Origin of the sequence: Streptomyces sp. URMC 127, from assembly GCF_051386535.1 — a bacterium.
GTDB lineage: Bacteria > Actinomycetota > Actinomycetes > Streptomycetales > Streptomycetaceae > Streptomyces.
Genome location: NZ_JBPQTW010000035.1, coordinates 19,347 through 45,311, shown reverse-complemented (window position 1 = coordinate 45,311; position 25,965 = coordinate 19,347). Strand labels below are relative to the sequence as shown.

The window sequence follows — 25,965 nt, the reverse complement described above, 5'->3', positions numbered from 1 at the left end:
GGGACGCCCCCGGGCACGCCGTACGGCCAGCAGCCCCCGGCACCCCAGCAGCCCTGGGGCGTCCCCCCGCAGCACCAGCAGCCCGGCTACCCGGGCGGCCAGTACCCCCCGCCGGTCCCGCCCCAGAACGGCGGCGGCAAGGGCAAGGCGATCGGCATCACGATCGGCGCGGTAGCGGTCGTGGGCGCGCTCATCGCGGGAGCGGTGTACTTCATGGGCGGCGGCGGTGACGTAAAGCCGTACACGATCGTCCTGCCGGACAAGCTGCTGGACGGGAAGTACACGAAGAACAGCGTTCCTTCGTCGGCCGCCAAGCAGCAGTCCGACACGAAGGACCTCGCCGACAACACCAAGGCCAAGGAGCTCGGCATCTCCAACGGCACGGGCATTTCAGGCGCCTACGCCAGCCCCGAGAAGCAGATGCTCTCCATCTCGGGCGTCTACGGAGAGATCTCCGACCCGGAGAAGACCCTCGACGCCGTCATCGCAAAGATGGAAGAGGACCAGAAGAAGTACGAGTCGTCCTCCCAGGGCATCAAGTACGAGACCGTCGCCCCGTGGGCGAACTTCACCCCGAGCGGCTTCGACGGCGCAGCCATGAAGTGCGCGACCAAGAAGACGACGTACTCCATGGGCACCATCTCGGGCGGCACGGAGGCCACCACGTGCATCTGGGCCGACTCCAGCGCCGTGGCCTCGGTCCGGCACGCGGTCTCGAAGTCCAATAGCCCCTACGGGGGAGAAACGGCATCCTCCGGCAACGTGATGTCCGCGAAGGAGATGTCCGAAGCGACGGTCAAGGTCCGCAACGACGTCCGCAAGGAGAAGTAGGAGCACTGGGTGGCGGCCGCGGTGCGGCCGCCACCCGTCCCCCTCGGTTTACCTCCCCCACCTACTGGCGGCGTTGGCGGCCTGAACGTGGCGCTGAGCAGCTCGGCCTCGGTGGCGGGCCGGACCATGCCGGGGTCCGCTTCCCAGTCGCTGCCACCGGAGAGCGCGCGCAGCAGGAGCTGCGAGCCGGCGTTGCGCATGACTTGCCCGACGCTGCCGTCGCTCTTGTCCACGGCGAACGCACCGATGGTGGGGCGTGGTTGATGTGCTCGGTCGGAGCAGGTGCTACGAACCACACGAACCGCGTAGTGTGCCGATGTGATCGAATTCGTTCCCGACATCCCGCGCTGGCGTCAGGTGGCCGATGTGATCCGACAACGCATCAAGGACGGCACCTATCCACCGCGTTCACGCGTCCCGTCCGTCAATCAGCTCACCGAAGAGTTCGGCATCGCGGCGGCGACGGCCCACAAGGTCCACCGCGGACTGCGAGCTGACGGCCTCATCTACACCGAGCCCGGCATGGGTTCGTACGTCTCCCCGCCGTCGTAAACGAGCCGCCCTCAGCTCATCTCGGTGCCGTTGATGTAGTAGACCTCCACCGTCGCCGTGCCGTGGAGGAACTGCTCGACGAGGGCGCCCGTGCGGTCGCCGCGGTCCCAGGCGGCCTTCGCCTTCGGGCTCAGTTCGCGAAGGCCGAGGCCCTGGCTCGCCGGGCGGATGAGGAGGTCCGCCCAGCCGGCGCTGCGCAGGTACTTCTCCAGCTCCGAGCCGGCGCTGACCTTCGACTCCAGGTACCGGTGCGGCGGCAGGCCGTCGCGGTTGCCGATCGGCCTTCCGGCGAGGGCGTTCGACAGCACCGCACGCGAGGCCGTGTTCCAGCCGATGTTGCCGTGCTGGAGGGGCGACCACGTGGCCTTCTTGCTGGTCGCGATGGTCAGGTCGGTGTTGCTGATGCTCTTGAGGATGAAGTGGCCGGCCATGTCCTTCTCCTGAAGGTCGCAGGGTTCGTCGTTCCGAACCCCCGCATGCTCGCCCACCCCGCCGGACCCCTACCAGAGCCCGAACCGGCCACCGGGCCCCATCCGGCCGCCATACACGCATGGTTGACGGTTCGCCCCTTCTTGCCGCGACGCACCGCGCCCAGCGGCTACCAGAGCAGCGCGTCCTCGACGTCGCCCTGCCAGTACGTCACCGCCGCCTTGCTGTCGACCCACGTGCCCTCGGGGAGCTTCACCGTGCGGGCGCGGCTCTGCGTGCCGTCGCCCTCGTCGAAGCTCACGCGCAGGACGCTCGCGTAGCGCCCCTCCGTGCCGGAGCCGTCAGCCGCGGACAGGTTGATGCCGGCGTAGGCGGACTGGCCCGGCTCCAGGGTGACGACGGCCTGCGGGATGGAGTCCTCCACGACCGGCACCACGTGCTGCGCGGCGTCGAAGGCCAGGTGCGGGTGGCCGTAGGCGAAGCACCGCTCGCTGCCGGTGTTGGTGACCGTCAGCAGCTGGTGGTTGATCGGGCGGGGCACGTTCTGCACCGTCGTCTTGGTGTTCTCAACGGAGCAGGCCGGGACGGGCGCCGCCTCCGCGGTCTGCGCCGCAGCGGTCGTGGCGGCGGTGCCGGCGAGGAGCGCGGCCGTGAGGGTGAGGCCGGTGGCGGCGAGGCGGGCGGTACGCATACGGGTATCTCCAAGGTTGCGGAATTCACCCTTGGGGCGGGATTCCCCAGGGCGTGCCGCCAGCCTCTCCAGGGGCCCTCGCCACCCACAAGCCCCACCGTCCCATTCGGGACACCGGAACGCTCCCACCCCTCTGACCTGCGGAAACGCCCCGCCCCTGGAACGCCCCGCTGGAACGGGACGCTACTCCCCGCCCCCTCCGCCAGCGTCTCCAGTACGCCCACCGCCTCCTCCGCCCGCTCGTACGGTACGAACAGGTGGTCGTGGTGGTAGCCCGCCACGACGTTGCAGCTGAGGCCGGCCTGGGCCAGGGCCTGGGAGACGGCCGCCGTCAGGCCGACCGCTTCCAGCGCGGAGTGGACCCGCAGGGTGATCCAGCCCGCCACGTACTCGTACGGCAGCCCGGCCGCGTCGGCCTCCTCCTGGCTGACGACGAGCGTCAGACCTTCCGGCTCCCGCACCGTCACGACGGGGGCGACGCCCTCCGGGGCCTCGCCGTCCACCGTCGCGTACACGTACCGCCCCGCGTTGAGCACCGGCTTCATGCCGCTGAGCAGCTTCGTCAGATCGCGTTCTCCTGCCATGCGGCCACCCTACGCACGGGCATACGGAAGGGCGCCCGGCACTCGTCCGGACGCCCTCTTCTACGGTACCGCTCGCCGCTCAGCTCTCTTCGACGAAGATCTCCTCCGCGCTGTCGACCGAGAATGCCCGGTCCAGCCAGCGCCCCAGAGTACGCAGGTCGGTGCAACTCGTGATGCGCTCCCTTGTCACGTCCTGCATGGCGATGCCTCGCTTATCCAGGACGCGCAGCACATTCTGGGCGCGTTCCTCGGCTCGGCCTTCCGCCTTGCCCTCCAGGTACAGCGTCTCGACGGCAGTGCCCCGGCCCGGGAAAATGGTGCGTGAGCTCATGAGGTTCCTCCAGATCTCCTGTGCCGGGGTCTTATCCCCCAGAGCGATTTCCAGCATGTCCGAGTAGTAGGAGAAGACCTCCTCATCGACCGTGTCCAGTGCACGCGCCAGCGCCTCCAGTATGGCCGGAGCCTCGTGATGCCTGCCATGCGCCATGGCCGAGAAGGTTGCCAGTGTCAGATCCCGAGCGGCTTCCTCCTCGTCGGTGATCATGGGTAGGTTGCCGGGACCCACCACCAGCGGGTGCAGAGACAGCGCCGCCCACCCGTCCGGGCCGAGCCGGAACGGGCCGACCGCCCAGTCCGCGGTCGCCTTGTCCTGGCAGATCACCAGGAGGAGTGCCGGACACTTGTACTTCGCCTTGAGATAGGCCAGGTAGTACGCCCAGCTGACGACCTTCTCCTCGGCTCGCTTCCCTTGCGCCTCGATGGCGAGCATCAGCCGCTCACCGCCCGGCCGCCCGACCCGGAGCACGGTGTCCACTCGCCGTTCCAGCGGTCTGATTTCCGTGACGTCCGCTGACAGAATCTCGACGTCGGCGTTTTCCGGCAGAGGCACGCCCAGGATCCGGAACACCGGCGCAAGCAGATCCGGACGCTCCTGGAAGATCCGGTGCGATGCCTCGTGTTGCGATGTGACCATGGTCCGACCGTAGGAGTGCAAGCCGCACCCCATCCGGCAATCCCCAGCCGATCACTCGTTCGACACCCGGGCCGTTCGTCCGTTCGACGAACTCGCGGCAGCAAAAAGGGCGCCCGGCACAATGCCAGGCGCCCTCGAAGCTCAGCTCAGCCTCGAAGCTCAGCGCAGCGTCTACGCGCTCTTCTCGTGTCGCTCGTCCTTGCCCACGATCCGCGGCTCCCGCGGCACCAGCGTCGGGTTGACGTTCGAGTGGACGACGTCCGCGGTGATGACGACGCGAGCCACGTCCTTGCGGGACGGGACCTCGTACATCACGGACATCAGGACTTCTTCCATGATGGCGCGCAGGCCGCGCGCGCCCGTGCCGCGCAGGATCGCCTGGTCGGCGATGGCCTCCAGGGCCGGGCGGTCGAATTCCAGCTCGACGCCGTCGAGTTCGAACAGGCGCTGGTACTGCTTCACCAGGGCGTTGCGCGGCTCGACGAGGATCTGCAGGAGCGCCTCGCGGTCCAGGTTGTGCACGCTCGTAATCACCGGCAGCCGGCCGATGAATTCGGGGATCATGCCGAACTTGACCAGGTCCTCCGGCATGACCTCCTGGAACTGGTCGCTGGCCTCGATCTCCCGCTTGGAGCGGATCGTGGCGCCGAAGCCGATGCCCTTCGCGCCCGCCCGCGACTCGATGATCTTCTCCAGGCCGGAGAAGGCGCCGCCGACGATGAAGAGCACGTTCGTCGTGTCGATCTGGATGAATTCCTGGTGGGGGTGCTTGCGGCCGCCCTGGGGCGGAACGGAGGCGGTGGTGCCCTCCAGGATCTTCAGCAGGGCCTGCTGGACGCCCTCGCCCGAGACGTCCCGGGTGATCGACGGATTTTCGCTCTTACGGGCGACCTTGTCGATCTCATCGATGTAGATGATGCCGGTCTCGGCCTTCTTGACGTCGTAGTCCGCGGCCTGGATCAGCTTCAGCAGGATGTTCTCGACGTCCTCGCCGACATAGCCGGCCTCCGTCAGGGCCGTGGCGTCGGCGATGGCGAAGGGGACGTTCAGCATGCGGGCCAGGGTCTGGGCCAGCAGCGTCTTGCCGGAGCCCGTGGGGCCCAGCAGCAGGATGTTGGACTTGGCGAGCTCGATGCCGTCGTCGCGGTTGTGCGCGCCGGTCTCACCGGCCTGCACCCGCTTGTAGTGGTTGTAGACGGCGACGGAGAGGGCCTTTTTCGCGGCTTCCTGGCCGACGACATAGCCTTCGAGGAACTCGTAGATTTCGCGGGGCTTGGGAAGCTCTTCCCAGCGCACCTCGCTCGTCTCCGCGAGCTCTTCCTCGATGATCTCGTTGCAGAGGTCGATGCACTCGTCGCAGATGTACACACCAGGACCCGCGATGAGCTTCTTCACCTGCTTCTGGCTCTTGCCGCAGAACGAGCACTTGAGCAGATCGCCGCCGTCACCGATGCGTGCCACGAGGTGCTTCCCCTTCGCCTGGGATCCGCCTTGCACTGCGAACCCGGGTGCTTGCCTATCGACGGTACCTTGCCGGGCCCCCCGAGCGGGCCCCCCTTGCCCTTACTCGGTCAGTGCAAGGGGGATACCAGCGGCACGGCGATCAAACGTTTACGGAACTCTTGCGGGTAGAAACGATCTGGTCGACCAGGCCGTAGGCGAGCGCGTCCTCGGCCGTGAGGATCTTGTCGCGCTCGATGTCGTCCCGGATCTTCTCGATCGGCTGGGTGGAGTGCTTGGCCAGCATCTCCTCCAGCTGGGTGCGCATCCGCATGATCTCCTTCGCGGCGATCTCCAGGTCGGAGAGCTGCTCGCGGCCCGTCTGGCTGGACGGCTGGTGGATCAGCACGCGGGCGTTGGGCAGCGCCATGCGCTTGCCCGGGGTGCCGGCCGCGAGGAGGATCGCGGCGGCGGAGGCGGCCTGGCCCATGCAGACCGTCTGGATGTCCGGCTTCACGAACTGCATCGTGTCGTAGATGGCCGTGAGGGCCGTGAACGAGCCGCCCGGGCTGTTGATGTAGATCGAGATGTCGCGGTCCGGGTCCATCGACTCCAGGCACAGCAGCTGCGCCATGACGTCGTTGGCGGAGGCGTCGTCGATCTGCACGCCCAGGAAGATCACGCGCTCTTCGAAGAGCTTCGCGTACGGGTCGTACTCGCGGACGCCCTGGGAGGTGCGCTCGACGAAGCGCGGGACGACGTAGCGGGAGTCAACCTGGGGGCCGGTGTACAGGCCGCTCGGGGACGAGATGTTCATGCGGTTTCTTCACCATCCTGGTGGCGGTCGGTGGGCCGGGAGGGGCAGTCTTCCCGGCCCGGGTGCGGGCTGTCTGGCGGTACGTACTGCGCCGGGGCGTCAGGCCCCGGTGCCGCCGCCGCCCGGAACGCCGGAAGCGTGGGTGATGATCTCGTCGATGATCCCGTACTCCTTGGCCTCCTGCGCGGTGAACCAGCGGTCGCGGTCACCGTCACGGATGATCGTGTCCACGGTCTGGCCGGTGTGGTGCGCGGTGATCTCGGCCATGCGCTTCTTGGTGCGCAGCAGCTGCTCGGCCTGGATCTTGATGTCCGAGGCGGTGCCGCCGAGGCCCGCGGACCCCTGGTGCATGAGGATGTCGGTGTTGGGCAGCGCGAAGCGCTTGCCCGGGGTGCCGCCGGTCAGCAGGAACTGGCCCATCGAGGCCGCGAGGCCCATGCCGATGGTGACCACGTCGTTCGGGATGTACTGCATGGTGTCGTAGACCGCCATGCCGGCCGTCACCGAGCCGCCGGGGCTGTTGATGTAGAGGTAGATGTCCTTGTCCGGGTCGGCGGCCAGGAGGAGCATCTGCGCCGTGATCTTGTTGGCGATGTCGTCGTCGACCTGCTGGCCGAGGAAGATGATCCGCTCCCCGAGCAGCCGGTTGTAGACCTGGTCGCCGAGGCCACCACCGATGGCGATCTCACCGGCGGCGGAAGGCATCAGATTCGTCACGTATCCACCTGCTCGTCTCTGACGGCAACGGGCCGTCTCCGCGTCTTCTCCGGGGACCGGGGTACGGACGGCGCGGCCGGAGTGCTTCCGGCGGTCGCCAAGTGGTCCCCTGCCCTCGTATCTACGGACCCTAACGCGCTGTTCGGCGGGCGCCATCCCGCATCAGGAACTGTTCGCTCTGAGCGCAGGTTCACTGTGCTCCTGGTGCGGGACCGGCACGGGGATCCGCAGGTCGCGCAGGCGCGGGCGGCGGGCCCGGGGCATGCCCGGCGGCGGGCCCGGGGACACAGACGGGCCCGGACGTGCGAACACGTCCGGACCCGTTCTGCAGCTGCCTCACGGGCGCCGTGCGGCGCCTGCGCGGGCGACCGGGGCTCAGGCCTCGGTCGTGCCCTCGGCGGCCTCGACGGCCTCGGTGGCGGCCTCGACGGTCTCGCCGTCCTCGTCCTCGTCGTCCAGGCTGATGACCTCGCCGGACGCGTCCTTGACGGTGGCGGCCTCGACGACGGTGGCGAGCGCCTTGCCGCGGGCGACCTCACCGACGAGCATCGGGACCTGGCCGCCCTCGACGACCGCCTGGGCGAACTGGTCGGGGCTCATGCCGGAGGACTGGGCACGGCGCATCAGGTGCTCCGTGAGCTCGTCCTGGCCGACCGAGACCTTCTCCTTGTTCACGATCTCGTCGAGGATGAACTGGGTCTTGATGCCCTTCTCGGCCTGCTCCTTGAGCTCGGCGTCGAACTCCTCGGCGGTCTTGCCCTGGATCTCCAGGTACTTCGCCAGGTCCAGGCCCATCTGGCCCAGCTGGTGGTGCTCGAGGTTGTGCTTGCGGGTGTTGACCTCGTCCTCGAGCAGCTTCTCCGGCATCGGGACCTCGACCAGCTTGATCAGCTCGTCGAGGACCTTCTCCTGGGCCTGCGTGGCCTGGTCGAACTTCTTCATCCGCTCAAGGCGCTTGCGGCTGTCGGCGCGCAGCTCCTCAAGGGTGTCGAACTCGCTCGCCAGCTGGGCGAAGTCGTCGTCGAGCTCCGGCAGTTCGCGGGACTTGACGGCGGTGACGTCGACCTTGACCTCGGCCTCCTTGCCCTCGGCGGAGCCGCCCTTGAGCTCGGAGGTGAAGGTGGCGGTGCCGCCGGCCTCCAGGCCGGTGACGGCCTCGTCGATGCCGTCGAGCAGCTGGCCGGAGCCGATGGTGTAGTCGACGCCCTTGGCGACGCCGTCCTCCAGCACCTCGCCGCCGACCTTGGCCTCCAGGTCGACGGTGACGATGTCGCCCTCGGCGGCGGCGCGCTCGACGGGGGCGGTGGTGGCGAAGCGGTCGCGCAGCTGCTCGATCGACTTCTCGACGTCCTCGTCGGTGACCTCGACGGAGTCGACGGTGACCTCGATGCCGGAGTAGTCCGGGATCTCCAGCGTCGGGCGGACGTCCACCTCGGCGGTGAAGGCCAGCAGCTCGCCGTCCTTCAGCTCGGTGATGTCGACCTCGGGCTGGCCCAGCGGGTTCAGCTCGGCCTCGTTGATCGCCTCGGTGTAGAACTTCGGAAGCGCGTCGTTGACGGCCTCCTCCAGCACCGCACCGCGGCCGAAGCGCTGGTCGATGACACGGGCCGGGATCTTGCCCTGACGGAAGCCCTTCACCGTGACCTGCTGGTTGATCTTCTTGTACGCCGCGTCGAGGCTGGCCTTGAGCTCCTCGAAGGGCACCTCGACAGTGAGCCGAACCCGAGTCGGGTTCAGGGTCTCCACGGCGCTCTTCACGGTTCGGTCTCCTTGGGGCTGACTTCTGGTGATTCTGCTGAGGTTCAGCGGATCGCGCCCGGTAGGCAGACTCGAGTAGTGCAGACACACGGGCACGCAGCTTGCATAGTAACCGCAAGCAGGATGAGCCCCACAATGTGATCTTGACCGTGGCCCGCGGTTCCGGCGGGAACCGCGGCCGTTCGTGTGGTCCGTGCGGATCGTGTGGATCCTGTGGTCGGGGTGGCCGGATTCGAACCGACGACCTTCCGCTCCCAAAGCGGACGCGCTACCAAGCTGCGCCACACCCCGTAAGTGCGAGACGTAGGGTACATGCCCGCGGAGGGGGCGGCGTCCGCACGGACGGCGGCGCCCGGGAGCGCGGGGCGGCGCGGGACCGGCGCACGGATAAGGCGCACGGACAAGAGGGGGGCCGAAGGGGTGACGTGCGGCGGACCGCCCGGACCCGCTACGATGCACACCGTGCCGTACGGCCCGTCCGGGTTCGCGGCGCGCGCGGGCGTAGCTCAATGGTAGAGCCCCAGTCTTCCAAACTGGCTACGCGGGTTCGATTCCCGTCGCCCGCTCCACCGACGCCTCCGGCCCAGCCGGAGGCGTTTGTCGTATGCCGTACGGTCCGGCAGTGGTCACCGTCCCGGAACCGGTCGCCGGCCCGTAAGGGCGCTCTCAGAACTTGATGCCGTTTATCGTTTCGGCGATCGAGTTCAGGAACCTCTGGATCGACGGTGCCATTCCCGTCGAGGCGAGGAAGAAGCCGAAGAGGATGGCGACCAGGGCCGGGCCGCCCTTGATGCTGCCGGAGCGGAAGAGCACCACCAGCACGATCGCCAAGAGCAGCACCACTGACAGCGAAATGGCCACAACTGATCACACCCTCGGTCGGATACTCACCGGTCCACCCACTGGTCGGCCCGGGAGACATGCTCCCCGCGGCCCTCGCCCGTCAACCATCGTGCCACCAACTTGCCGGTTTCTGTGGGCCCATGACATTTCATCGGCACTTCGTCCGGAAACTGTCCGCAAAGCCGTGGTCAGTGGATATCGGGCGACTTGCCGGGCCGCGTGGCGGTCGCGGCGCAACGCCGCTAGGGTGCGTCGGATGTCCCCCGCTGTCACACCTCCCGCCCGCGCGGTGATCCCCCCGGGGCAGCCCGGCCCGGCGGCCGCATCCGCCGCCGCCCCGGCACAGCGCGACCCCTTCTTCGACAACGCGAAGTACCTGGCGATCGTCCTGGTGGCGCTGGGGCACGCATGGGAGCCGCTCTCGCATTCCAGCCGTGCCGCGATGGCGCTCTACATGACCGTGTACACCTTCCACATGCCGGCCTTCATCCTGATATCCGGCTATTTCTCCCGCGGCTTCGATATGAGCCCGGCCAAGCTCAAGCGGCTGCTGACGGGCGTGGTCGTGCCGTACCTGGTCTTCGAGGTCGCCTACACGTACTTCCAGCACTGGGCGGAGGACGCCCCGCCCGAGCCGATTTCCCTGCTCAACCCGTGGTACCTGAACTGGTTCCTCGCCGCGCTCTTCGTCTGGCGGCTCACGACGCCGGTCTGGAAGCTGATCCGGTGGCCGGTTCCCGTCGCCTTCGCGGTGGCCGTGCTGGCCGCGGTCTCCCCCGAGGTCGGCGGCGACTTCGATCTGCAGCGCGTGCTGCAGTTCCTGCCGTTCTTCGTGATCGGCCTGCACCTGCGGCGCGAGCACTTCGAGCTCGTGCGGCGGCGGTGGGTGCGGATCGCGGCGGTGCCGGTGTTCGCGGCGGCGGTGGCGGTCGCGTACTGGCAGGCGCCCACGCTGGACACCGGCTGGTTCTACCGCAACAGCGCCGTCCAGGACCTGCACGAGCCGGTCTGGACGGCGCCGGTGATGACCCTCGCCCTCTTCCTCTGCTCCGCCGTGCTCACGGCGGGGTTCCTCGCCTGGGTCCCGCGCCGGGCCGTGTGGTTCACGTCGCTGGGCGCGGGGACGCTGTACGGGTACCTGCTGCACGGCTTCCTGATCAAGCTCTCGCGCTGGTGGGAGTGGTACGACGTGGCGGCGTGGGTTCGTCAGCCGGTCGGCGAGGTGCTGGTCACCGTGATCGCGATCGTGGTGATGACGGCGCTGTGTACGACTCCGGTGCGGCGGGTGTTCCGGTGCGTGATGGAGCCGCGGATGGAGTGGGCCTTCCGCACTCCGTCCGCGGGCAGCAAGCCCCGCTGACGTTGCGGCGGGCAGATTTCTCCCGCCGCAGCGGCGACCAGCCACGACGGTGCAGCCCGGCGGTGCCGGACCCGGCCGCGCCCCTACGCCTCGATGCCCAGCAGCGCCCGCATCCGCGCGTACTTCGCCGCCAGGCGTTCCCGCGTCGGCTCGTCCAGGGCCGCCGCGCGGGCCGGGTCCGCGTTGTGGGCCAGGTCCGACTCCTTGACCAGGAGGGCGCCGGGCGTCGCCAGGATGCGGGCCGCGTACTCCTCCGGGGCCTCGCCGGGGCGCTTGGTCACCGCGAGGATCATGTCCTTGACCGCCTGCGGCAGCTCCGACTCCGCCAGCCGCTCCTCGCTCACCGCGCCGTCCTCGACGGCGTCGTGCAGCCAGGCCGCGGCGACCTGCTCGTCGCTGCCGCCGCGCTGCCGCACGCCCGCGGCGACGGCCGCCAGGTGCTCGGCGTACGGGCGGCCCGCCTTGTCCGTCTGACCGGCGTGGGCGCGGCGCGCCAGTGCCTCCACGGCGGCGAGATCCAGCGTCATGGTTCCCCTATCAGTGCTCAGTGCCGGCAGATCAGCAGCAGGGCGCGGTCGTCGTTGACGTCCTTCGCTACGGCCTCGATCAGGTGCCAGGCGGCGCCCTGGAAGCCGGCGGAGACGTAGCGGTCGGCCTCGCCGGTGAGGCGGTCCATGCCCTCGGTGAGGTCCCGCTCGGCGGTCTCGACGAGCCCGTCGGTGAAGAGCATCAGGACGTCGCCGGGCCGCAGACTGCCCTTTATCGGGTCGAACTGGGCGCCGTCGTAGACGCCGAGGAGCGGCCCTTCCGCGCCCTTCTCCTCCCAGCGCCCGGTGCCGGCGCAGAGCTGGAGGGCGGGCAGGTGGCCCGCGGAGAACATCTCGTAGTCGCCGCTGTCGAGGTCGAGGACGAGGTGCACGGAGGTGGCGAAGCCCTCGTCCCAGTCCTGGCGGAGGAGGTAGCCGTTGGCGGCGGGCAGGAAGTCGTGGGGCGGCAGGGAGCCGAGGAGGCCGCCGAAGGCGCCGGAGAGCAGCAGGGCGCGCGAGGCGGCGTCCATGCCCTTGCCGGAGACGTCGGTGAGGACGACCTCCAGGGTGCGGCCGCCGTTCGTGCGGGCGGCGACGACGAAGTCGCCCGAGAAGGACTGGCCGCCGGCCGGGCGGAGCGCCATCTCGCGGTGCCAGCCGCGCGGCAGCTTGGGCAGCTTGCTCTGGACGCGGATGCGTTCGCGCAGGTCGAAGAGCATGGTGCCGCCGCGCCGCCAGGGCACGCCGACGCGGCTGCGGAACTGGGCGATGAGCAGCCCGAGGAAGCCGACGGCGGCGACGACGAGGATCGTGCCGGGCGTGACGCGGACGCCGTCCCCGCTCGCCTCGGCGTTCAGCACGCCGGCCTCGGCGATGAGGGCCACGGCGGAGGCGGCGTAGAGGGCGAGCAGGCTGGCGGGGCGCAGCAGCAGCCCGCCGGCGACGATCGGCAGGACGAGGGCGGTGGGCACGCACCAGGCGGGCAGCGCGATGGTGGTGAGGGCGAGCGCGGGGACGGTGAGGAGGAGGGCGGCGAGGGCGATCCAGTCGGAGCCGTCGCCGCGGAAGTAGTCCACCCCGGCTTTGCGCACGCTTGTGCGGGCCCGGTGCCATGCTTTGCGCATCCGTGCCGTCGGGGTCTCCGCACCGCCAGTCATTGCATCGTGACCTTATCCACCCATTCGGCGGTGCGTCGACTCACGCCGCGCCGACGCGGCCGGGAGCGGTACGTCCCGTGCGGCAGGGTCGGCCCCATATGTGAAATTCCTTCGCGTACGGGGCCGGAACGCTGCTAGGGATGGGGCATGACGACGGAGTTGCGAGTCCTGCGCGATGCCGATTTCGACGCCTGGTACGCCACCCTGGAGCTGGCGTTCGGCGGTGTTCCCGAGGCCCCCGAGGAAGCCGCCCTCTGGCGGGAACTGGCCGGGTTCGACCGGTCGATCGGGGCCTGGGACGGCGCGGAGGCAGTGGGTACGACCGGGGCGTTCGCGTTCCGGATCACGGTCCCGGGCGGGGAGCAGGTTCCCGCCGCCGGGGTGACGATGGTGTCCGTGCGGCCGACGCACCGCAGGCGGGGCCTGTTGCGGCGGATGATGCGGCGGCAGCTGGAGGACGTACGGGCCTGGGGTGAACCGCTGGCCGTCCTGACGGCCTCCGAGCCGGACATCTACGGCCGGTTCGGCTACGGCATCGCGACCCACTCGCTGAGCGTCCGTATCGATACGGCCCGGGTGCGGCTGTCCGTCCCGCCGGGCACGGAAGGGGTGCGGCTGCGCTTGTCGGAGCCCGGTGCGGCGCGCGACGCCTGCGAGGCGGTCTACGCACGCCGGGTAGCCGCCCGTCCGGGCATGCTCGCGCGGCAGCCGGGCTGGGAGGCCCTGCCGCTGCTGGACCCGGCGGGCAGCCGCGAGGGCGCGTCACCGCTGCAGTGCGTGCTCGCCGAGGAGGGCGGCCGGACCGTGGGGTACGCCCGCTATGCCGTGCGGCCGGACTGGGGCGACTCGGGCGCGAACGGGACGGTGCTGCTGCGCGACGCCGAGGCGCTGACCCCTGCCGCGTACGCCGCCCTGTGGCGCTATCTCCTGGAGACCGACCTGACGTCGCACCTGACCGCGCACAACCGGCCGGTCGACGATCCGCTGCTGCACCTGGTCAGCGACGTCCGCCGGTGCGAGGCGCGGGTCAAGGACTCGCTGCACGTGCGGCTGGTGGACGTGGGGGCGGCGCTCGCCGCGCGGAGGTACCGCAGCGCGGTGGACGTGGTGCTGGAGGTCGCCGACGACTTCTGCCCCTGGAACGCGGGGCGCTGGCGGCTGACGGGCGATCCGAAGGGTGCGTCCTGCGAGCGTACGGAGGACGCGGCCGAGCTGGCCCTGTCCGTGCGGGAACTGGGCTCGGCCTATCTGGGCGGGGTGTCGCTGGCCGCGCTCGCGGGGGCGGGCCGGGTGCGGGAGCTGCGCGAGGGCGCGCTGGAGGAGGCGTCGGCGGCGTTCGGCAGCGACGTGGCGCCGTGGCTGCCGCACGGCTTCTGATCTCCTCTTCCGGCTCCGACAGGCGGGTGACGGGCTGTCAGCGCTGCTGGCAGCCCGGGCACCAGAAGAGGTTGCGGGCGGCGAGGCCGGCGGTGCGGATCTCCTCGCCGCAGACGTGGCAGGCCATGGCGGCCCGGCGGTAGACGTACACCTCGCCGCCGTGGTCGTCGACGCGCGGCGGGCGCCCCATGGCCTCCGGGGTGTGCTCGGGCCGCACGGTGTCGATCCTGTTGTTGCGCACGCCCTCGCGCATCAGGGCGGCCAGGTCCGCCCACATGGCGTCCCACTCGTGGCGGGCGAGGTCGCGGCCGGTGCGGTACGGGTCGATGCCGTGCCGGAAGAGGACCTCGGCGCGGTAGACGTTGCCGACGCCCGCGACGACCTTCTGGTCCATGAGCAGGGCGGCGATGCTGGTGCGGCTGCGGGATATGCGCTGCCAGGCCTTGCCGGGGTCGTCGCCGGGGCGCAGCGGGTCGGGGCCGAGCCGGTCGTGCACCGCCTGCTTCTCGGCGCCGGTGATCAGGGCGCAGGCGGTGGGCCCGCGGAGGTCGGCGTACGACTCGGGGTTCGCCAGGCGCAGCCGGACGGTGTCGGTGGGCGGCGGCACGGGGGCGCCGCCGAGGGTGTACTTGCCGAAGAGGCCGAGGTGGATGTGGATCCAGTCGCCGCCGCCGAAGCCGAGGAAGAGGTGCTTGCCGTGGGCCTCGGCGGTTTCGAGGACGCGGCCGTCTATCAGCGCGGCGCCGTCGGAGAACTTGCCCTGGGGGCTGGTGGCCCGTACGGGTCGCCCCGCGAACAGGTCGCGGTGGTCCGCGGCGAGGCGGTGGATCGTATGCCCCTCGGGCACGGTCGTGTCTCCTGTGCGTGCGCTGTCGTCTGCGGGCGGCTGTTCTCGTGATCGCGCTGAACGCGCTCGTCCTCGAACGCCGGACGGGCTGGTCTTTCAGCCCGTCCGGCGTTCACGACGTGAGGTCAGCCCTCCTGCGGGTGGTGCGCCGGGATCGGCGGGAGCTCGCCCGTCTCCTCGTAGCGCGCCAGCATCTCGATGCGGCGGGTGTGCCGCTCCTCGCCGGAGTACGGCGTGGCCAGGAAGATCTCGACGAACTTGGTCGCCTCCTCCTGGGTGTGCATGCGCCCGCCGATGCTGATGACGTTGGCGTTGTTGTGCTCGCGGCCGAGCGCGGCCGTCTGCTCGCTCCAGGCCAGGGCGGCCCGGACGCCCTTGACCTTGTTCGCGGCGATCTGCTCGCCGTTGCCGGAGCCGCCGATCACGATGCCGAGGCTGCCCTCGTCGGCGGCGGTCCGCTCCGCAGCGCGGAGGCAGAACGGCGGGTAGTCGTCCTGGGCGTCGTAGATGTGGGGACCGCAGTCGACGGGCTCGTGGCCGTGGGCCTTGAGCCACTCGACGAGGTGGTTCTTCAGTTCGTAGCCGGCATGGTCGGAGCCGAGGTACACGCGCATGCGTCCGAGTGTGGCACGTCCGGGGACGGTGATCGGACAACAGGTGGGTGGTAACGCTGAGTGAACACAACGAATTGGATTCGGGTCTTCCTAAAGTCACCTTCGAAAAGTTCTAATGCGGGAACTCGTAACCCGAGAACCTAAGGAACAACCCGAAGGAACGTGCACATGAGCGCGACACCGCCGACCATGACGAAGGGGTCGACGACCGGCGATCCCGGCCACGCCCCGGAGGCGGGCGGGGACGGCCTGAAGGCCGGGCTCAAGAACCGCCACCTGTCCATGATCGCCATTGGCGGTGTCATCGGAGCGGGCCTCTTCGTGGGTTCGTCGTCCGGCATCGCCGCCGCCGGCCCCGGCATTCTCATCTCCTACGCCCTCGTCGGCGCGCTCGTCGTCTTCGTGATGCGGATGCTCGGTGAGATGGCCGCGGCCAACCCGACGTCCGGCTCGTTCTCCGCCTACGCGGACCGCGCGCTCGGCCGCTGGGCCGGCTTCTCGATCGGCTGGCTGTACTGGTTCTTCTGGGTCGTCGTGCAGGCGGTCGAGGCGACGGCGGGCGCCGCCATCCTCAACGGCTGGATACCGGACGTCCCGCAGTGGGCCTGGGCCCTGATCGTCATGGTCGTGCTGACGGCGACCAACCTCGCGTCGGTCAGCTCGTACGGCGAGTTCGAGTTCTGGTTCGCGGGCATCAAGGTCGTCGCGATCGCCGGCTTCGTGGTCATCGGTCTGCTGGCCGTCTTCGGCCTGCTGCCGGGCTCGGACAACCCGGGCGCCGGGCTGGACAACCTCACCGCGCACGGCGGCTTCCTGCCCAACGGTGCGGGCGCGATCCTCACCGGTGTGCTGATGGTCGTCTTCTCCTTCATGGGCAGCGAGATCGTCACGCTCGCCGCCGGTGAGTCCGAGGACCCGCAGCGCGCGGTCCGCCAGGCCACCAACAGCGTCATCTGGCGCATCGCCGTCTTCTACCTCGGCTCGATCTTCGTCGTGGTCAGCCTGCTGCCCTGGGACAGCAAGGAGATCGCGGAGAAGGGCAGCTACGTCGCGGCGCTCGACTCGATCGGCATCCCGCACGCCGGCCAGGTCATGAACGTCATCGTGCTGACCGCCGTGCTGTCCTGCCTGAACTCGGGCCTGTACACCGCCTCCCGCATGGCCTTCTCGCTCGGTCAGCGCGGCGACGCGCCGAAGTCGTTCGCCACGGTCAACAAGCGGGGCGTCCCGCAGGTCGCGATCCTCGCCTCGGTGGTCTTCGGCTTCCTGTCGGTGATCTTCAACTACGTGTGGCCCGACACCGTCTTCAAGTTCCTGCTGAACTCCTCGGGCGCGGTCGCCCTCTTCGTCTGGCTGGTGATCTGCTTCACCCAGCTGCGGATGCGCGGGATCATCCTGCGGGAGATGCCGGAGAAGCTGACGGTGAAGATGTGGCTCTTCCCGTACCTGACGTGGGCCACGATCGGCATGATCACGTTCGTGCTGGGCTACATGCTCTACACCGGTGGGGACAACCGCCAGACGGTGCTCGCCTCCTGCCTGGTGGGCGTGGTCGTCGTGGCGATCGGCCTGGTGCTGGACCGCCGTCACCGCGCGATGCAGCGCTAGCTCGCGCATAACGCAGCGGCCAGGGCCAGGTACGGCACGCCGACGGCGTAGATGATCGCCGAGCCGAGGGCCATCGTGCCCGCGGTGCGCAGGACCGAGCGGTCGGCGCCGCGGCGGGCGAGGGCGCCGACGACGGTCGCGGCGAGCAGCATGCCGAGGACGTAGCCGAAGGAGGGGAACGCGGCGCCGGAGCGGGCCTCGGCGAACCACGGCATGCCCGCGATGCCCGCGACGGCGTACAGGGCGAGCGAGAGGAAGCCGCGGCGGGCGCCGAGGGCGGTGCCGACGAGCAGGACCGCGAAGGTCTGGCCGCTGACCGGGACCGGGGAGCCGGGCACGGGGACGGCGATCTGCGCCGCGAGGCCGGTGAGGGCGGCTCCGCCGAGGATCAGGGCCGCGTCGCGGACCCGGGCGCGCCCGTCGGTCGCGGCGGGGAGCAGATCGGCGAGGACCGTACCGGTCCGGGGAACAGAGGCAGCGGCGGTGGCCATCGTTACTCCGCAGGTGGTGGGGACAAGTGACTTTGTGACGTTAGCCGAGGGCTCCCGGCCGGACAGCGCGCGGCAATGACAAAGGCGGGCCGTCCGCCTTGGAGACTTCCCAGCGCGGTTCCCGCCGCAGACGGAATTACGCGTGATGCTTGTCACTGGAATCCCTTGAGGCTTGGCTCCGGGCGCCTCCCCGGGAGAATGTGGAGTCACCTATATCTCTTTGCGCCCGCTTCTCGCGGCCGTGCGAAGACCCCCAGCGCTTTTCGCGCGGATCCGAGAGTACGAGCCCATGCACGACGCACCCCCCGCCGCCGATTCGCTCGCGGCCGAGAAAGAACCCCTGTCGGCCGGGCTCAAGCAGCGGCACCTCACGATGCTCGGACTGGGCGGCGTCATCGGCGCCGGCCTCTTCGTCGGCTCCGGGGCCGGCATCGCGGTCGCGGGCCCGGGCATCGTCGTGTCGTACCTGATCGCGGGCGCGCTCGCGATGCTGGTGATGCGCATGCTCGGCGAGATGTCCGCGGCGATGCCCGCCTCGGGCGCGTTCTCGGTGCACGCCGAGCGGGCGCTGGGCCGCTGGGCCGGCTTCACCGTCGGCTGGCTGTACTGGTTCCTGCTGGTGGTCGTGCTGGCCGTGGAGGCGACGGGCGCGGCGCAGATCGCGAACGGCTGGGTGCCGGGCGTCCCGCAGTGGGCCTGGGTGCTGATCTTCATGGTGGTCTTCACGGCCGCCAACCTCTCGGCGGTGAAGAACTTCGGCGAGTTCGAGTTCTGGTTCGCCGCGCTCAAGGTCGGGGCGATCGTCCTCTTCCTGGCGCTGAGCCTGCTGGCGATCTTCGGCGTGCTGCCGGACACCGAGGCGGTGGGCTTCTCCAACCTCACCGGCCAGGGCGGCTTCCTGCCCAACGGCGTCAGCGGCGTCGTCTCCGGCGTGCTCGCCGTCGTCTTCGCCTTCGGCGGCCTGGAGGTCCTCACGATCGCCGCGGCCGAGTCCGACGACCCGGCGCGCGCCGTCGGCCGTGCGGTGCGCAGCGCCGTGTGGCGCATCCTCTTCTTCTACGTGGGCTCGATGCTCGTCATCGTGACGCTCCTGCCCTGGTCGTCGATGCAGCCGGGCCGGAGCCCGTACGTGGCCGTGCTCGACCACATCGGCATCCCGGCCGCCGGGCAGATCATGAACATCGTCGTGTTCGTGGCCCTGCTGTCCGCGCTCAACGCCAACCTCTACGGCTCGTCGCGGATGGTCTTCTCGCTCGCCGAGCGCGGCGAGGCGCCCGCGGGGCTTTTGAAGGTGGCGGGCAACGGCGTGCCGCGGCGGGCCGTGATGGCGTCGGTGGCGTTCGGTTTCGCCTCGGTGATACTCAATCTGGAGTGGCCGGATTCGATCTTCCGGTACTTGCTGAACGCCGTGGGTGCGGTACTGCTCTTCGTCTGGGGCCTGATCGCGGTCTCGCAGCTGCGGCTGCGGCGGCGCATCGAGCGCGAGATGCCGGAGAAGCTCGCCCTGAAGATGTGGGCCTTCCCCTATCTGACCTGGGTCGCTCTGGCCGGGATGGCCGGCGTGCTGGTGCTGATGGTCACCGACGAGGGGGCCCGGCCGCAGCTGCTGTGGTCGGCCGCGGCGACCGCCGCGGTGCTCGTGGTGGCCTGGGTGCGCGAGCTCCGGCTGCGCCGTACGGCCTGACGGCCGGGCGGGAACGGCTCGTTCTCATCGCCTTCTGGCGAGATGTCAGGCACGCACAGTCATACCTGCGTCTGAATATCGGACAGCTCTGTCACAGGTGTTGTCCTGGGCGAACATGACCCCCACACTGAGGCCACTTTTCCGCTCTCACCCCACGGGACACACACGACCATGACTCGGACTTCTGCGACCTCCGCGCCCGAGCGCGCGGTCAGCGGCCAGGCGCCGGGCGGCACGGATCTGTCGCACGGCCTCAAGCAGCGCCACCTGTCGATGATCGCCCTCGGCGGGGTCATCGGTGCCGGCCTCTTCGTCGGCTCCGGGGCGGGCATCGCCGCCGCCGGTCCGGCGATCGTGCTCGCGTACGCGGCCTCCGGGCTGCTCGTGATGCTCGTGATGCGGATGCTCGGCGAGATGGCCGCGGCCAACCCGGCCTCGGGCACCTTCTCCGTCCACGCCGAGAAGGCGATCGGCCCGTGGGCCGGCTTCACGGCCGGCTGGATGTTCTGGGTCGAGCTGTGCGTGGGCATCGCCGTGGAGGCGATCGGCGCGGCGCACATCATGCAGTCCTGGTTCCCCTCCACGCCCTCGTGGATGTGGGTGCTGATCTTCATGGCCGTCTTCTGCGGGACGAACCTCGCGGCGGTCGGCAACTTCGGCGAGTTCGAGTTCTGGTTCGCGACGCTCAAGGTCGCGGCGATCGGCATCTTCCTCGTCCTGGGCGTGCTGGCGATAGCCGGCGTGCTGCCGGGCACCGAGGCCCCGGGCGCCGACAACCTCACCGGGCACGGCGGCTTCGTCCCCAACGGAGCGAACGGCCTGGTCGTCGGGTTGCTCGCGTCGGTCTTCGCGTACGGCGGCCTGGAGACGGTGACGATCGCGGCCGCGGAGTCCGAGCAGCCGGTCAAGGGCGTCGCCCAGGCCGTCCGCACGGCGATGTGGCGGATCGCCCTCTTCTACGTCGGCTCGATGCTGGTCGTCGTCACCGTCCTGCCCTGGAACGACAAGTCGCTGCTGACCGACGGCCCCTACGTCGCGGTCCTGAAGTACCTGGACATCCCGGCCGCCGGGCAGATCATGAACGTGATCGTGCTGGTCGCCCTGCTCTCCGCGATGAACGCCAACATCTACGGCGCCTCCCGGATGTCGCACTCGCTGGTCATGCGCGGCGAGGGCCCCCGCTTCCTGGCCCGCGTCAGCAACGGCGTGCCGCGGCTGACGGTGATCGCCTCCTCCGCCTTCGGCTTCTTCGCCGTCCTGCTCAGCTACTGGTGGCCCGACACGGTCTTCAAGTGGTTGCTGTACATGACGGGCGCGGCGGTGCTCGTGGTGTGGGGCTTCATCGCCGTCACACAGATGCGGATGCGCCGGCAGCTGGAGCGCACGGCGCCGGAGAAGCTCGTCGTGAAGATGTGGCTCTTCCCGGCGCTGACCTGGGTGGCCCTCATCGGCATCGTGGGCGTGCTGGCCCTGATGCTGCGCGAGGAGGACACCCGCGTGCAGCTGTACTTCACGGCCGGGCTCACCGGCGCCCTCGCCCTGATCGGCTACGTGCGACAGCGCGTGACGGCCGGGAAGCACTGACCGAGCGCTTTCGGTCACGCCACTGACCATCACCACACCCCCCACGAGGCGGGCTGGGTCCTGATCTTCAGGACCTAGCCCGCCTCGGTCTTTAGTCGGAGATCCACCGGGATGACGCCCCCCTTACGGCGCGTCAGATGCTCTTGCTGGTAACGTCCACTTGCAAGCTAATTGCAATAAGTCGGAGGGCTCGGCATGGCCATCTACACACTTCCTGAACTCCCCTACGATTACGCTGCGCTGCAGCCGACGATCGACGCGAAGATCATCGAGCTGCACCACGACAAGCACCACGCGGCGTACGTCAAGGGCGCGAACGACACCCTGGAGCAGCTCGCCGAGGCCCGTGACAAGGACCAGTGGGGTGCGATCAACGGCCTGGAGAAGAACCTGGCCTTCCACCTTTCCGGCCACATCCTGCACAGCATCTACTGGCAGAACATGTCCGGCGACGGCGGCGGCGAGCCCCTGGACAAGGACGGCGTGGGCGAGCTCGCGGACGCCATCGCCGAGTCCTTCGGCTCCTTCGCCAAGTTCAAGGCCCAGCTGAGCAAGGCCGCCGCGACCACGCAGGGCTCCGGCTGGGGCGTGCTCGCCTACGAGCCGATCAGCGGCAAGCTGATCGTCGAGCAGGTCTACGACCACCAGGGCAACGTCGGCCAGGGCTCGGTCCCGATCCTGGTCTTCGACGCCTGGGAGCACGCCTTCTACCTGCAGTACAAGAACCAGAAGGTCGACTTCATCGACGCCATGTGGGCCGTCGTCAACTGGCAGGACGTCGCGAAGCGGTTCGAGGCCGCCAAGCAGCGCGGCAACCTGCTGCTCGTTCCGTAAGGAACGGCTCCTGTCGTCCTGCTCGTGATCGTCTTCTCACCCTTCACGTGGCAGGCGGAGCAGGCCCCCGCCTCGCGGGGGCCTGCTCGTTTCGCGGCTCACGCGTGGCCGAACGCCTCGCCCGTCACCGTGAACCCCTTCGCGAGCCCCGCGTCGTGCAGCCGGGCGAGCCGCCCCGCGTCCCAGCACGCGAGCACCGCGAAGCGGTAGTCGGCCGTGGCCGTGCCGCCGGCCGCGACCCGTACGGTGCCGGTGAGCCGGTACGCGAACGCGGGCAGCACCCGCCGCCAGTCGGCGCTCCCCCACGCCCTGGGGAGCCTCACCTCGCGCCAGCCGCTGTCCGCGGGGTAGGCGGCGGCCGTTCCGGGCCCGTCGCGCCACCGCTCCAGCGCCTCGGCCCGCCAGCGGTCCAACTGCTCCGCGGCCGCGGAGCGCACGGCCGGGAGGGCCAGCAGTGCGTCCGCGTCCACGCGGTAGGGGGCGCCGGTGCCGCGCAGGTAGTGGCGCAGGGCGCCGGCCGAGCGGCGCCGGCCGAGCGCGGCCCGCGCGCCGGCCAGGGCCTGCCCGTACGCGCGCAGCAGCAGGTCGTACGGGCGTACGGGCCGCTCGGCGAACCTGCTCGCGAGCGGTGCGTCCGCGTCCGCCCGACCGCCGTCCCAGCCGATCGGCGACGTGACTCCGGTCTGCCCCATACCGGGACATTAAGGGAGACGGGGCCCATGCGCGCGTCGGCCGGCGCGCATCGCGCCCCGTCAGGGGCGCGGGGCTGTGCCGATCTGCGGCTCCGCCGCGTGGGCGCGACCAGCCACCGACGGCCCGCAGTGACAGAACCGCGCGCCGAGCAGGGCACTGCACTCAGTCGAAAATCGGGCCCTGGGTCCGCGTGCGCTTGATCTCGTAGAAGCCCGGCGTCGACGCCACCAGCAGCGTGCCGTCCCACAGCCGCGCCGCCGCCTCGCCCTTGGGGGCCGGGGTGACGACCGGGCCGAAGAAGGCGATCTGCCCGCCGTCCGCGCCCGGCACCGCGATCACGGGCGTGCCGACGTCCTGGCCGACCTTCGAGATGCCCTCGGCGTGCGAGGCGCGCAGCTCGCCGTCGAACGCGTCCGAGTGGGCGACGTCCGCGAGCTCCGCGGGCAGGCCCACCTCTTCCAGCGCGGCGACGATCGTCTCGCGGTCCCGCGGCAGGCCCTGGTTGTGGAAGCGGGTGCCGAGCGCGGTGTAGAGCGGGCCGAGCACGTCCTCGCCGTGCTTGGCGGCGGCCGCGATGCACACGCGCACCGGGCCCCACGCCTCGGTCCGCATGATCGTGCGCATCCGCTCGTCCATCGTGTCGAGCTTGTCCTCGTTGAGGACGGCGAGGCTCATCACGTGCCAGCGCACCTCGACGGGGCGGACCTTCTCGACCTCCAGCATCCAGCGGGAGGTCATCCAGGCCCAGGGGCACAGCGGGTCGAACCAGAAGTCGGCGGGGGTCTTCTGGGCAGCGGTCTTCTCGGCGGCGGTCACGCGGGTCTCCTCGGAAGGGCGATTCGTTCGCCGTTTCAACAAACACACCCCGTGCCATGATTCCGCTGTTGCCCGACACACACCATCCAGCTGAGGGAGTCCCGACGTGCCCGGTGAGAACCTGACCCGCGAGGAGGCCCGGGAGCGGGCCCGGCTGCTGACGGTCGACGCCTACGAGGTGGCACTCGACCTGCGGTCCGCGGTGGGGGCGGGACCGGACCACCGCACCTTCCGCTCGGTGACGACCGTGCGCTTCCGCTGCGCCGAGCCCGGCGCCGCCACCTTCGCGGACCTGCTGGCGCCCGCCGTGACGGCCGTCACGCTGAACGGCCGCGCACTGGACCCGGCCGTGGTCTTCGACGGCGCGCGGATCGCCCTGGACGGCCTGGCCGCCGAGAACGTCCTGGTCGTCGACGCGCAGTGCGCCTACAGCCGCACCGGCGAAGGCCTGCACCGCTTCGAGGACCCCGAGGACGGGGAGGTCTACCTCTACACCCAGTACGAGCCGGCCGACGCCCGCCGCGTCTTCGCGAACTTCGAGCAGCCCGACCTCAAGGCGCCGTTCTCGCTCACGGTGACCGCCCCGGCCGGCTGGACGGTCCTGGGCAACGGCGCGCAGGAGGGCGAGCCCGAGCCCGCCGGGGCGGACGCCGCCACCTGGCGGTTCGCGCCGACCCTGGCGATCTCGACCTACATCACGGCCGTCGTGGCCGGCCCCTACCACGTGGTCCGTGACCACTACAGCCGCAAGCTGCCGGACGGCACGGCCCTGGAGATCCCGCTGGCCGCGCTCTGCCGCAAGGGCCTGGCCCGGCACTTCGACGCGGACGACGTCTTCACCGTCACCAAGCAGGGCCTGGACTTCTTCCACGACCACTTCGACTACCCGTACCCCTTCGGGAAGTACGACCAGGCGTTCGTGCCCGAGTACAACCTCGGCGCGATGGAGAACCCGGGCCTGGTGACCTTCCGCGAGGAGTTCGTCTTCCGCGGCAAGGTGACGCAGACGGCCTACGAGGGCCGGGCCAACGTCATCCTCCACGAGATGGCGCACATGTGGTTCGGCGACCTGGTGACCATGGAGTGGTGGGACGACCTGTGGCTCAAGGAGTCCTTCGCGGACTTCATGGGCACCTTCTCCATGGTCGAGGCGACCCGCTTCACCAACGGCTGGATCACCTTCGCCAACCGCCGCAAGGCGTGGGCCTACCGCGCCGACCAGCTGCCCTCCACGCACCCGGTGACGGCCGACATCCACGACCTGGAGGAGGCCAAGCTCAACTTCGACGGCATCACGTACGCCAAGGGCGCCTCCGTCCTCAAGCAGCTCGTCGCCTACGCGGGCCGGGACGCCTTCCTGGAGGGCGCCCGGCGCTACTTCAAGCGGCACGCCTTCGGCAACACCCGGCTGTCGCACCTGCTGGAGGTGCTGGAGGAGACCTCCGGCCGGGACATGGCCGCGTGGGCGCGCTCCTGGCTGCAGACCGCGGGCGTCAACTCGCTCACGCCGCTCGCCACGTACGACGCCGCCGACCGGATCACCGAGCTCGCAATCCTGCAGGAGGCCTCCCCCGAGCACCCCGAACTGCGCCCGCACCGGGTGGCCGTGGGCCTCTACCGCCGCGAGGGCGCGGACGGCGCGCTCGTGCGCTACGCCGGCACCGAGGTCGACGTCGACGGGCCGCGCACGGTCGTGACCGGCCTGGCCGGGGCCGAGCGCCCGGAGCTGATCCTCGTCAACGACGAGGACCTCACCTACTGCAAGATCCGCTTCGACGAGACCTCGCTCGCCACGCTGCGCGCCCGCCTGGGCGACGTCGCGGACCCGCTCGCGCGCGCCCTGTGCTGGTCGGCGCTGTGGAACCTCACGCGCGACGGGCTGATGCCCGCCCGCGACTTCGCCGGCCTCGTGGAGCGGTTCGCCGGCGCCGAGAGCGAGGTCGGCGTGCTGCAGATGCTGCAGGCGTGGGCCCGCACCGCGCTGGTGCACTACGCGTCGCCCGAGTGGCGCGAGCAGGGCGGGCGCGAGCTCGCCGAGGGCGCGCTGCGCGAGCTGCGGCGCGCCGAGCCGGGCAGCGGCCACCAGCTGGCGTGGGCGCGCTTCTTCGCCCAGCTGGCCTCGGACGCCTCCCACCTGCAGCTGCTGCGCGGCCTGCTGGACGGCACCGCGCAGATCGACGGCCTGGAGGTGGACCAGGAGCTGCGCTGGGCGCTCCTGGCCGCGCTGGCCGGGCAGGGCGCGGCCGACGAGGCGGCGATCGCCGCGGAGCTGGCCCGCGACAACACCGCCTCCGGCGAGCGGCACAGCGTGCGCTGCCTGGCGTCGCGGCCGTCCGCAGCGGTCAAGGAGGAGGCGTGGCAGGCGGTCGTCGGCTCCGACAAGCTCTCCAACGCCCTGGCCGAGGCCACGATCGCGGGCTTCGACCAGCCGGGTCAGCGGGAGCTGCTCGCGCCGTACGCCGAGCGCTACTTCGCGGTGATCGAGGGCATCTGGCGCGAGCGGTCCATCGAGTACGCGATGGCCGTCGTGCGGGGGCTCTTCCCGGCTCTGCAGGACGACTCCCGCACCCTCGGTGCGGCCGACGCCTGGCTCGCGGAGCACGCGGAGGCGCCGGCGGCGCTGCGGCGGCTCGTGCTCGAAGCGCGCGACGACCTTGCGCGTGCGCTGCGGGCGCAGGAGTGCGATCGCGCCGCGGAGTAACTCCGCGGCGTACGGGGTACGGTCCGGCTGCGGGGTG

The 25,965-nt window shown here is 70.3% G+C and carries 23 protein-coding genes, 2 tRNA genes and 2 pseudogenes; 10 read left to right on the top strand and 17 right to left on the bottom strand.

Annotated elements, in window-relative coordinates:
- Both ACSNOH_RS11390 and ACSNOH_RS11385 read left to right on the top strand, forming a co-directional pair.
- The coding region (locus ACSNOH_RS11390) for a hypothetical protein (RefSeq protein WP_436721125.1) at nt 1-831 on the top strand (831 nt) is incomplete at its 5' end.
- A 318-nt stretch (nt 832-1,149) separates the two neighbouring features.
- Nucleotides 1,150-1,383: a GntR family transcriptional regulator gene (locus ACSNOH_RS11385; RefSeq protein WP_436721124.1), complete on the top strand. Its 234-nt coding sequence runs from the start codon at nt 1,150-1,152 to the stop codon at nt 1,381-1,383.
- An 11-nt stretch (nt 1,384-1,394) separates the two neighbouring features.
- Here the strand turns inward: ACSNOH_RS11385 and ACSNOH_RS11380 are convergent, their stop codons facing one another.
- The 9 genes and pseudogenes from ACSNOH_RS11380 to ACSNOH_RS11340 all read right to left on the bottom strand — a co-directional run bounded on the left by ACSNOH_RS11380 (nt 1,395) and on the right by ACSNOH_RS11340 (nt 9,083).
- A complete protein-coding gene (locus ACSNOH_RS11380) occupies nt 1,395-1,814 on the bottom strand; it encodes a hypothetical protein (protein WP_436721123.1) in 420 nt (139 codons plus the stop codon).
- Nucleotides 1,815-1,981: 167 nt separating this feature from the next.
- Nucleotides 1,982-2,503 (bottom strand): DUF4232 domain-containing protein, encoded by a 522-nt coding sequence (locus tag ACSNOH_RS11375; protein WP_436721122.1) that lies wholly within the window; start codon nt 2,501-2,503, stop codon nt 1,982-1,984.
- Nucleotides 2,504-2,703: 200 nt separating this feature from the next.
- Nucleotides 2,704-3,087 (bottom strand): annotated as a pseudogene (locus ACSNOH_RS11370) (ACT domain-containing protein); the annotation flags it as partial.
- Between the two features lie 79 nt (nt 3,088-3,166).
- A complete protein-coding gene (locus ACSNOH_RS11365; RefSeq protein WP_436721121.1) occupies nt 3,167-4,060 on the bottom strand; it encodes a hypothetical protein in 894 nt (297 codons plus the stop codon).
- Between the two features lie 171 nt (nt 4,061-4,231).
- Nucleotides 4,232-5,521, bottom strand: a complete 1,290-nt coding sequence (gene clpX / locus ACSNOH_RS11360; RefSeq protein WP_030366476.1) for an ATP-dependent Clp protease ATP-binding subunit ClpX — start codon at nt 5,519-5,521, stop codon at nt 4,232-4,234.
- Nucleotides 5,522-5,663: 142 nt separating this feature from the next.
- The gene (locus tag ACSNOH_RS11355) at nt 5,664-6,317 is read right to left on the bottom strand and encodes an ATP-dependent Clp protease proteolytic subunit (protein WP_030366475.1); all 654 of its coding nucleotides are present in this window, start codon (nt 6,315-6,317) and stop codon (nt 5,664-5,666) included.
- 99 nt (nt 6,318-6,416) lie between these two features.
- Nucleotides 6,417-7,022: an ATP-dependent Clp protease proteolytic subunit gene (locus ACSNOH_RS11350; protein WP_436721127.1), complete on the bottom strand. Its 606-nt coding sequence runs from the start codon at nt 7,020-7,022 to the stop codon at nt 6,417-6,419.
- Between the two features lie 387 nt (nt 7,023-7,409).
- Nucleotides 7,410-8,792 (bottom strand): trigger factor, encoded by a 1,383-nt coding sequence (gene tig / locus ACSNOH_RS11345; RefSeq protein ID WP_436721120.1) that lies wholly within the window; start codon nt 8,790-8,792, stop codon nt 7,410-7,412.
- A gap of 214 nt (nt 8,793-9,006) precedes the next feature.
- Nucleotides 9,007-9,083, bottom strand: a tRNA-Pro gene (locus ACSNOH_RS11340).
- Between the two features lie 204 nt (nt 9,084-9,287).
- On the opposite strand from ACSNOH_RS11340, the gene ACSNOH_RS11335 reads away from it, so the two are divergent.
- A tRNA-Gly gene (locus ACSNOH_RS11335) sits at nt 9,288-9,361 on the top strand.
- A 97-nt stretch (nt 9,362-9,458) separates the two neighbouring features.
- Here ACSNOH_RS11335 and ACSNOH_RS11330 read toward each other — a convergent pair.
- The gene (locus ACSNOH_RS11330) at nt 9,459-9,653 is read right to left on the bottom strand and encodes a hypothetical protein (RefSeq protein WP_058044441.1); all 195 of its coding nucleotides are present in this window, start codon (nt 9,651-9,653) and stop codon (nt 9,459-9,461) included.
- Nucleotides 9,654-9,891: 238 nt separating this feature from the next.
- Here ACSNOH_RS11330 and ACSNOH_RS11325 point away from each other — a divergent pair, with 238 nt between their 5' ends.
- Nucleotides 9,892-10,995 carry an acyltransferase family protein gene (locus ACSNOH_RS11325; protein WP_436721119.1) on the top strand — a complete coding sequence of 368 codons (1,104 nt, stop codon included), beginning with the start codon at nt 9,892-9,894 and terminating at the stop codon, nt 10,993-10,995.
- A gap of 83 nt (nt 10,996-11,078) precedes the next feature.
- On the opposite strand, the gene ACSNOH_RS11320 is transcribed toward ACSNOH_RS11325, so the two are convergent.
- Nucleotides 11,079-11,522 carry an HD domain-containing protein gene (locus ACSNOH_RS11320; protein ID WP_436721118.1) on the bottom strand — a complete coding sequence of 148 codons (444 nt, stop codon included), beginning with the start codon at nt 11,520-11,522 and terminating at the stop codon, nt 11,079-11,081.
- A 17-nt stretch (nt 11,523-11,539) separates the two neighbouring features.
- Entirely contained in the window at nt 11,540-12,679 is a 1,140-nt protein-coding gene (locus tag ACSNOH_RS11315; protein ID WP_436721117.1) for a PP2C family protein-serine/threonine phosphatase, read from the bottom strand.
- 147 nt (nt 12,680-12,826) lie between these two features.
- Between ACSNOH_RS11315 and ACSNOH_RS11310 the strand changes: the two genes are divergently transcribed.
- Entirely contained in the window at nt 12,827-14,056 is a 1,230-nt protein-coding gene (locus ACSNOH_RS11310) for a GNAT family N-acetyltransferase (RefSeq protein WP_436721116.1), read from the top strand.
- Nucleotides 14,057-14,093: 37 nt separating this feature from the next.
- Here ACSNOH_RS11310 and ACSNOH_RS11305 read toward each other — a convergent pair whose 3' ends face one another.
- Both ACSNOH_RS11305 and ACSNOH_RS11300 read right to left on the bottom strand, forming a co-directional pair.
- Nucleotides 14,094-14,903, bottom strand: a complete 810-nt coding sequence (locus ACSNOH_RS11305) for an Fpg/Nei family DNA glycosylase (protein WP_436721115.1) — start codon at nt 14,901-14,903, stop codon at nt 14,094-14,096.
- 125 nt (nt 14,904-15,028) lie between these two features.
- Nucleotides 15,029-15,517: a ribose-5-phosphate isomerase gene (locus tag ACSNOH_RS11300; RefSeq protein WP_436721114.1), complete on the bottom strand. Its 489-nt coding sequence runs from the start codon at nt 15,515-15,517 to the stop codon at nt 15,029-15,031.
- A 189-nt stretch (nt 15,518-15,706) separates the two neighbouring features.
- On the opposite strand from ACSNOH_RS11300, the gene ACSNOH_RS11295 reads away from it, so the two are divergent.
- A complete protein-coding gene (locus ACSNOH_RS11295) occupies nt 15,707-17,125 on the top strand; it encodes an amino acid permease (RefSeq protein ID WP_436721126.1) in 1,419 nt (472 codons plus the stop codon).
- Nucleotides 17,126-17,133: 8 nt separating this feature from the next.
- Here the strand turns inward: ACSNOH_RS11295 and ACSNOH_RS11290 are convergent.
- Nucleotides 17,134-17,616, bottom strand: a pseudogene (locus ACSNOH_RS11290) (biotin transporter BioY); the annotation flags it as partial.
- A gap of 289 nt (nt 17,617-17,905) precedes the next feature.
- Between ACSNOH_RS11290 and ACSNOH_RS11285 the strand changes: the two are divergent.
- From ACSNOH_RS11285 to ACSNOH_RS11275, 3 genes are all read left to right on the top strand, one after another.
- Nucleotides 17,906-19,300, top strand: coding sequence for an amino acid permease (locus ACSNOH_RS11285; protein WP_436721113.1), 1,395 nt, complete (start codon nt 17,906-17,908; stop codon nt 19,298-19,300).
- A gap of 171 nt (nt 19,301-19,471) precedes the next feature.
- Nucleotides 19,472-20,884 carry an amino acid permease gene (locus tag ACSNOH_RS11280; RefSeq protein WP_436721112.1) on the top strand — a complete coding sequence of 471 codons (1,413 nt, stop codon included), beginning with the start codon at nt 19,472-19,474 and terminating at the stop codon, nt 20,882-20,884.
- Between the two features lie 195 nt (nt 20,885-21,079).
- A complete protein-coding gene (locus tag ACSNOH_RS11275) occupies nt 21,080-21,718 on the top strand; it encodes a superoxide dismutase (protein ID WP_436721111.1) in 639 nt (212 codons plus the stop codon).
- A gap of 98 nt (nt 21,719-21,816) precedes the next feature.
- On the opposite strand, the gene ACSNOH_RS11270 is transcribed toward ACSNOH_RS11275, so the two are convergent.
- Entirely contained in the window at nt 21,817-22,410 is a 594-nt protein-coding gene (locus ACSNOH_RS11270; RefSeq protein WP_436721110.1) for a hypothetical protein, read from the bottom strand.
- Between the two features lie 163 nt (nt 22,411-22,573).
- The gene (locus tag ACSNOH_RS11265; protein ID WP_436721109.1) at nt 22,574-23,227 is read right to left on the bottom strand and encodes a DsbA family oxidoreductase; all 654 of its coding nucleotides are present in this window, start codon (nt 23,225-23,227) and stop codon (nt 22,574-22,576) included.
- Nucleotides 23,228-23,333: 106 nt separating this feature from the next.
- On the opposite strand from ACSNOH_RS11265, the gene pepN reads away from it, so the two are divergent.
- Complete coding sequence (pepN, locus tag ACSNOH_RS11260; protein ID WP_436721108.1) at nt 23,334-25,928, top strand: aminopeptidase N; 2,595 nt, start codon at nt 23,334-23,336, stop codon at nt 25,926-25,928.
- Nucleotides 25,929-25,965 lie beyond the last annotated feature (37 nt).

Coding starts and splice junctions, on each gene's coding strand:
- ACSNOH_RS11380 (WP_436721123.1), bottom strand. CDS start 1,814: ATGGCCGGCCACTTCATCCTCAAGAGCATCAGCAACACCGACCTGACC.
- ACSNOH_RS11375 (WP_436721122.1), bottom strand. CDS start 2,503: ATGCGTACCGCCCGCCTCGCCGCCACCGGCCTCACCCTCACGGCCGCG.
- ACSNOH_RS11365 (WP_436721121.1), bottom strand. CDS start 4,060: ATGGTCACATCGCAACACGAGGCATCGCACCGGATCTTCCAGGAGCGT.
- ACSNOH_RS11355 (WP_030366475.1), bottom strand. CDS start 6,317: ATGAACATCTCGTCCCCGAGCGGCCTGTACACCGGCCCCCAGGTTGAC.
- ACSNOH_RS11350 (WP_436721127.1), bottom strand. CDS start 7,022: ATGCCTTCCGCCGCCGGTGAGATCGCCATCGGTGGTGGCCTCGGCGAC.
- ACSNOH_RS11325 (WP_436721119.1), top strand. CDS start 9,892: ATGTCCCCCGCTGTCACACCTCCCGCCCGCGCGGTGATCCCCCCGGGG.
- ACSNOH_RS11320 (WP_436721118.1), bottom strand. CDS start 11,522: ATGACGCTGGATCTCGCCGCCGTGGAGGCACTGGCGCGCCGCGCCCAC.
- ACSNOH_RS11315 (WP_436721117.1), bottom strand. CDS start 12,679: ATGACTGGCGGTGCGGAGACCCCGACGGCACGGATGCGCAAAGCATGG.
- ACSNOH_RS11310 (WP_436721116.1), top strand. CDS start 12,827: ATGACGACGGAGTTGCGAGTCCTGCGCGATGCCGATTTCGACGCCTGG.
- ACSNOH_RS11300 (WP_436721114.1), bottom strand. CDS start 15,517: ATGCGCGTGTACCTCGGCTCCGACCATGCCGGCTACGAACTGAAGAAC.
- ACSNOH_RS11295 (WP_436721126.1), top strand. CDS start 15,707: ATGACGAAGGGGTCGACGACCGGCGATCCCGGCCACGCCCCGGAGGCG.
- ACSNOH_RS11285 (WP_436721113.1), top strand. CDS start 17,906: ATGCACGACGCACCCCCCGCCGCCGATTCGCTCGCGGCCGAGAAAGAA.
- ACSNOH_RS11280 (WP_436721112.1), top strand. CDS start 19,472: ATGACTCGGACTTCTGCGACCTCCGCGCCCGAGCGCGCGGTCAGCGGC.
- ACSNOH_RS11275 (WP_436721111.1), top strand. CDS start 21,080: ATGGCCATCTACACACTTCCTGAACTCCCCTACGATTACGCTGCGCTG.
- ACSNOH_RS11270 (WP_436721110.1), bottom strand. CDS start 22,410: ATGGGGCAGACCGGAGTCACGTCGCCGATCGGCTGGGACGGCGGTCGG.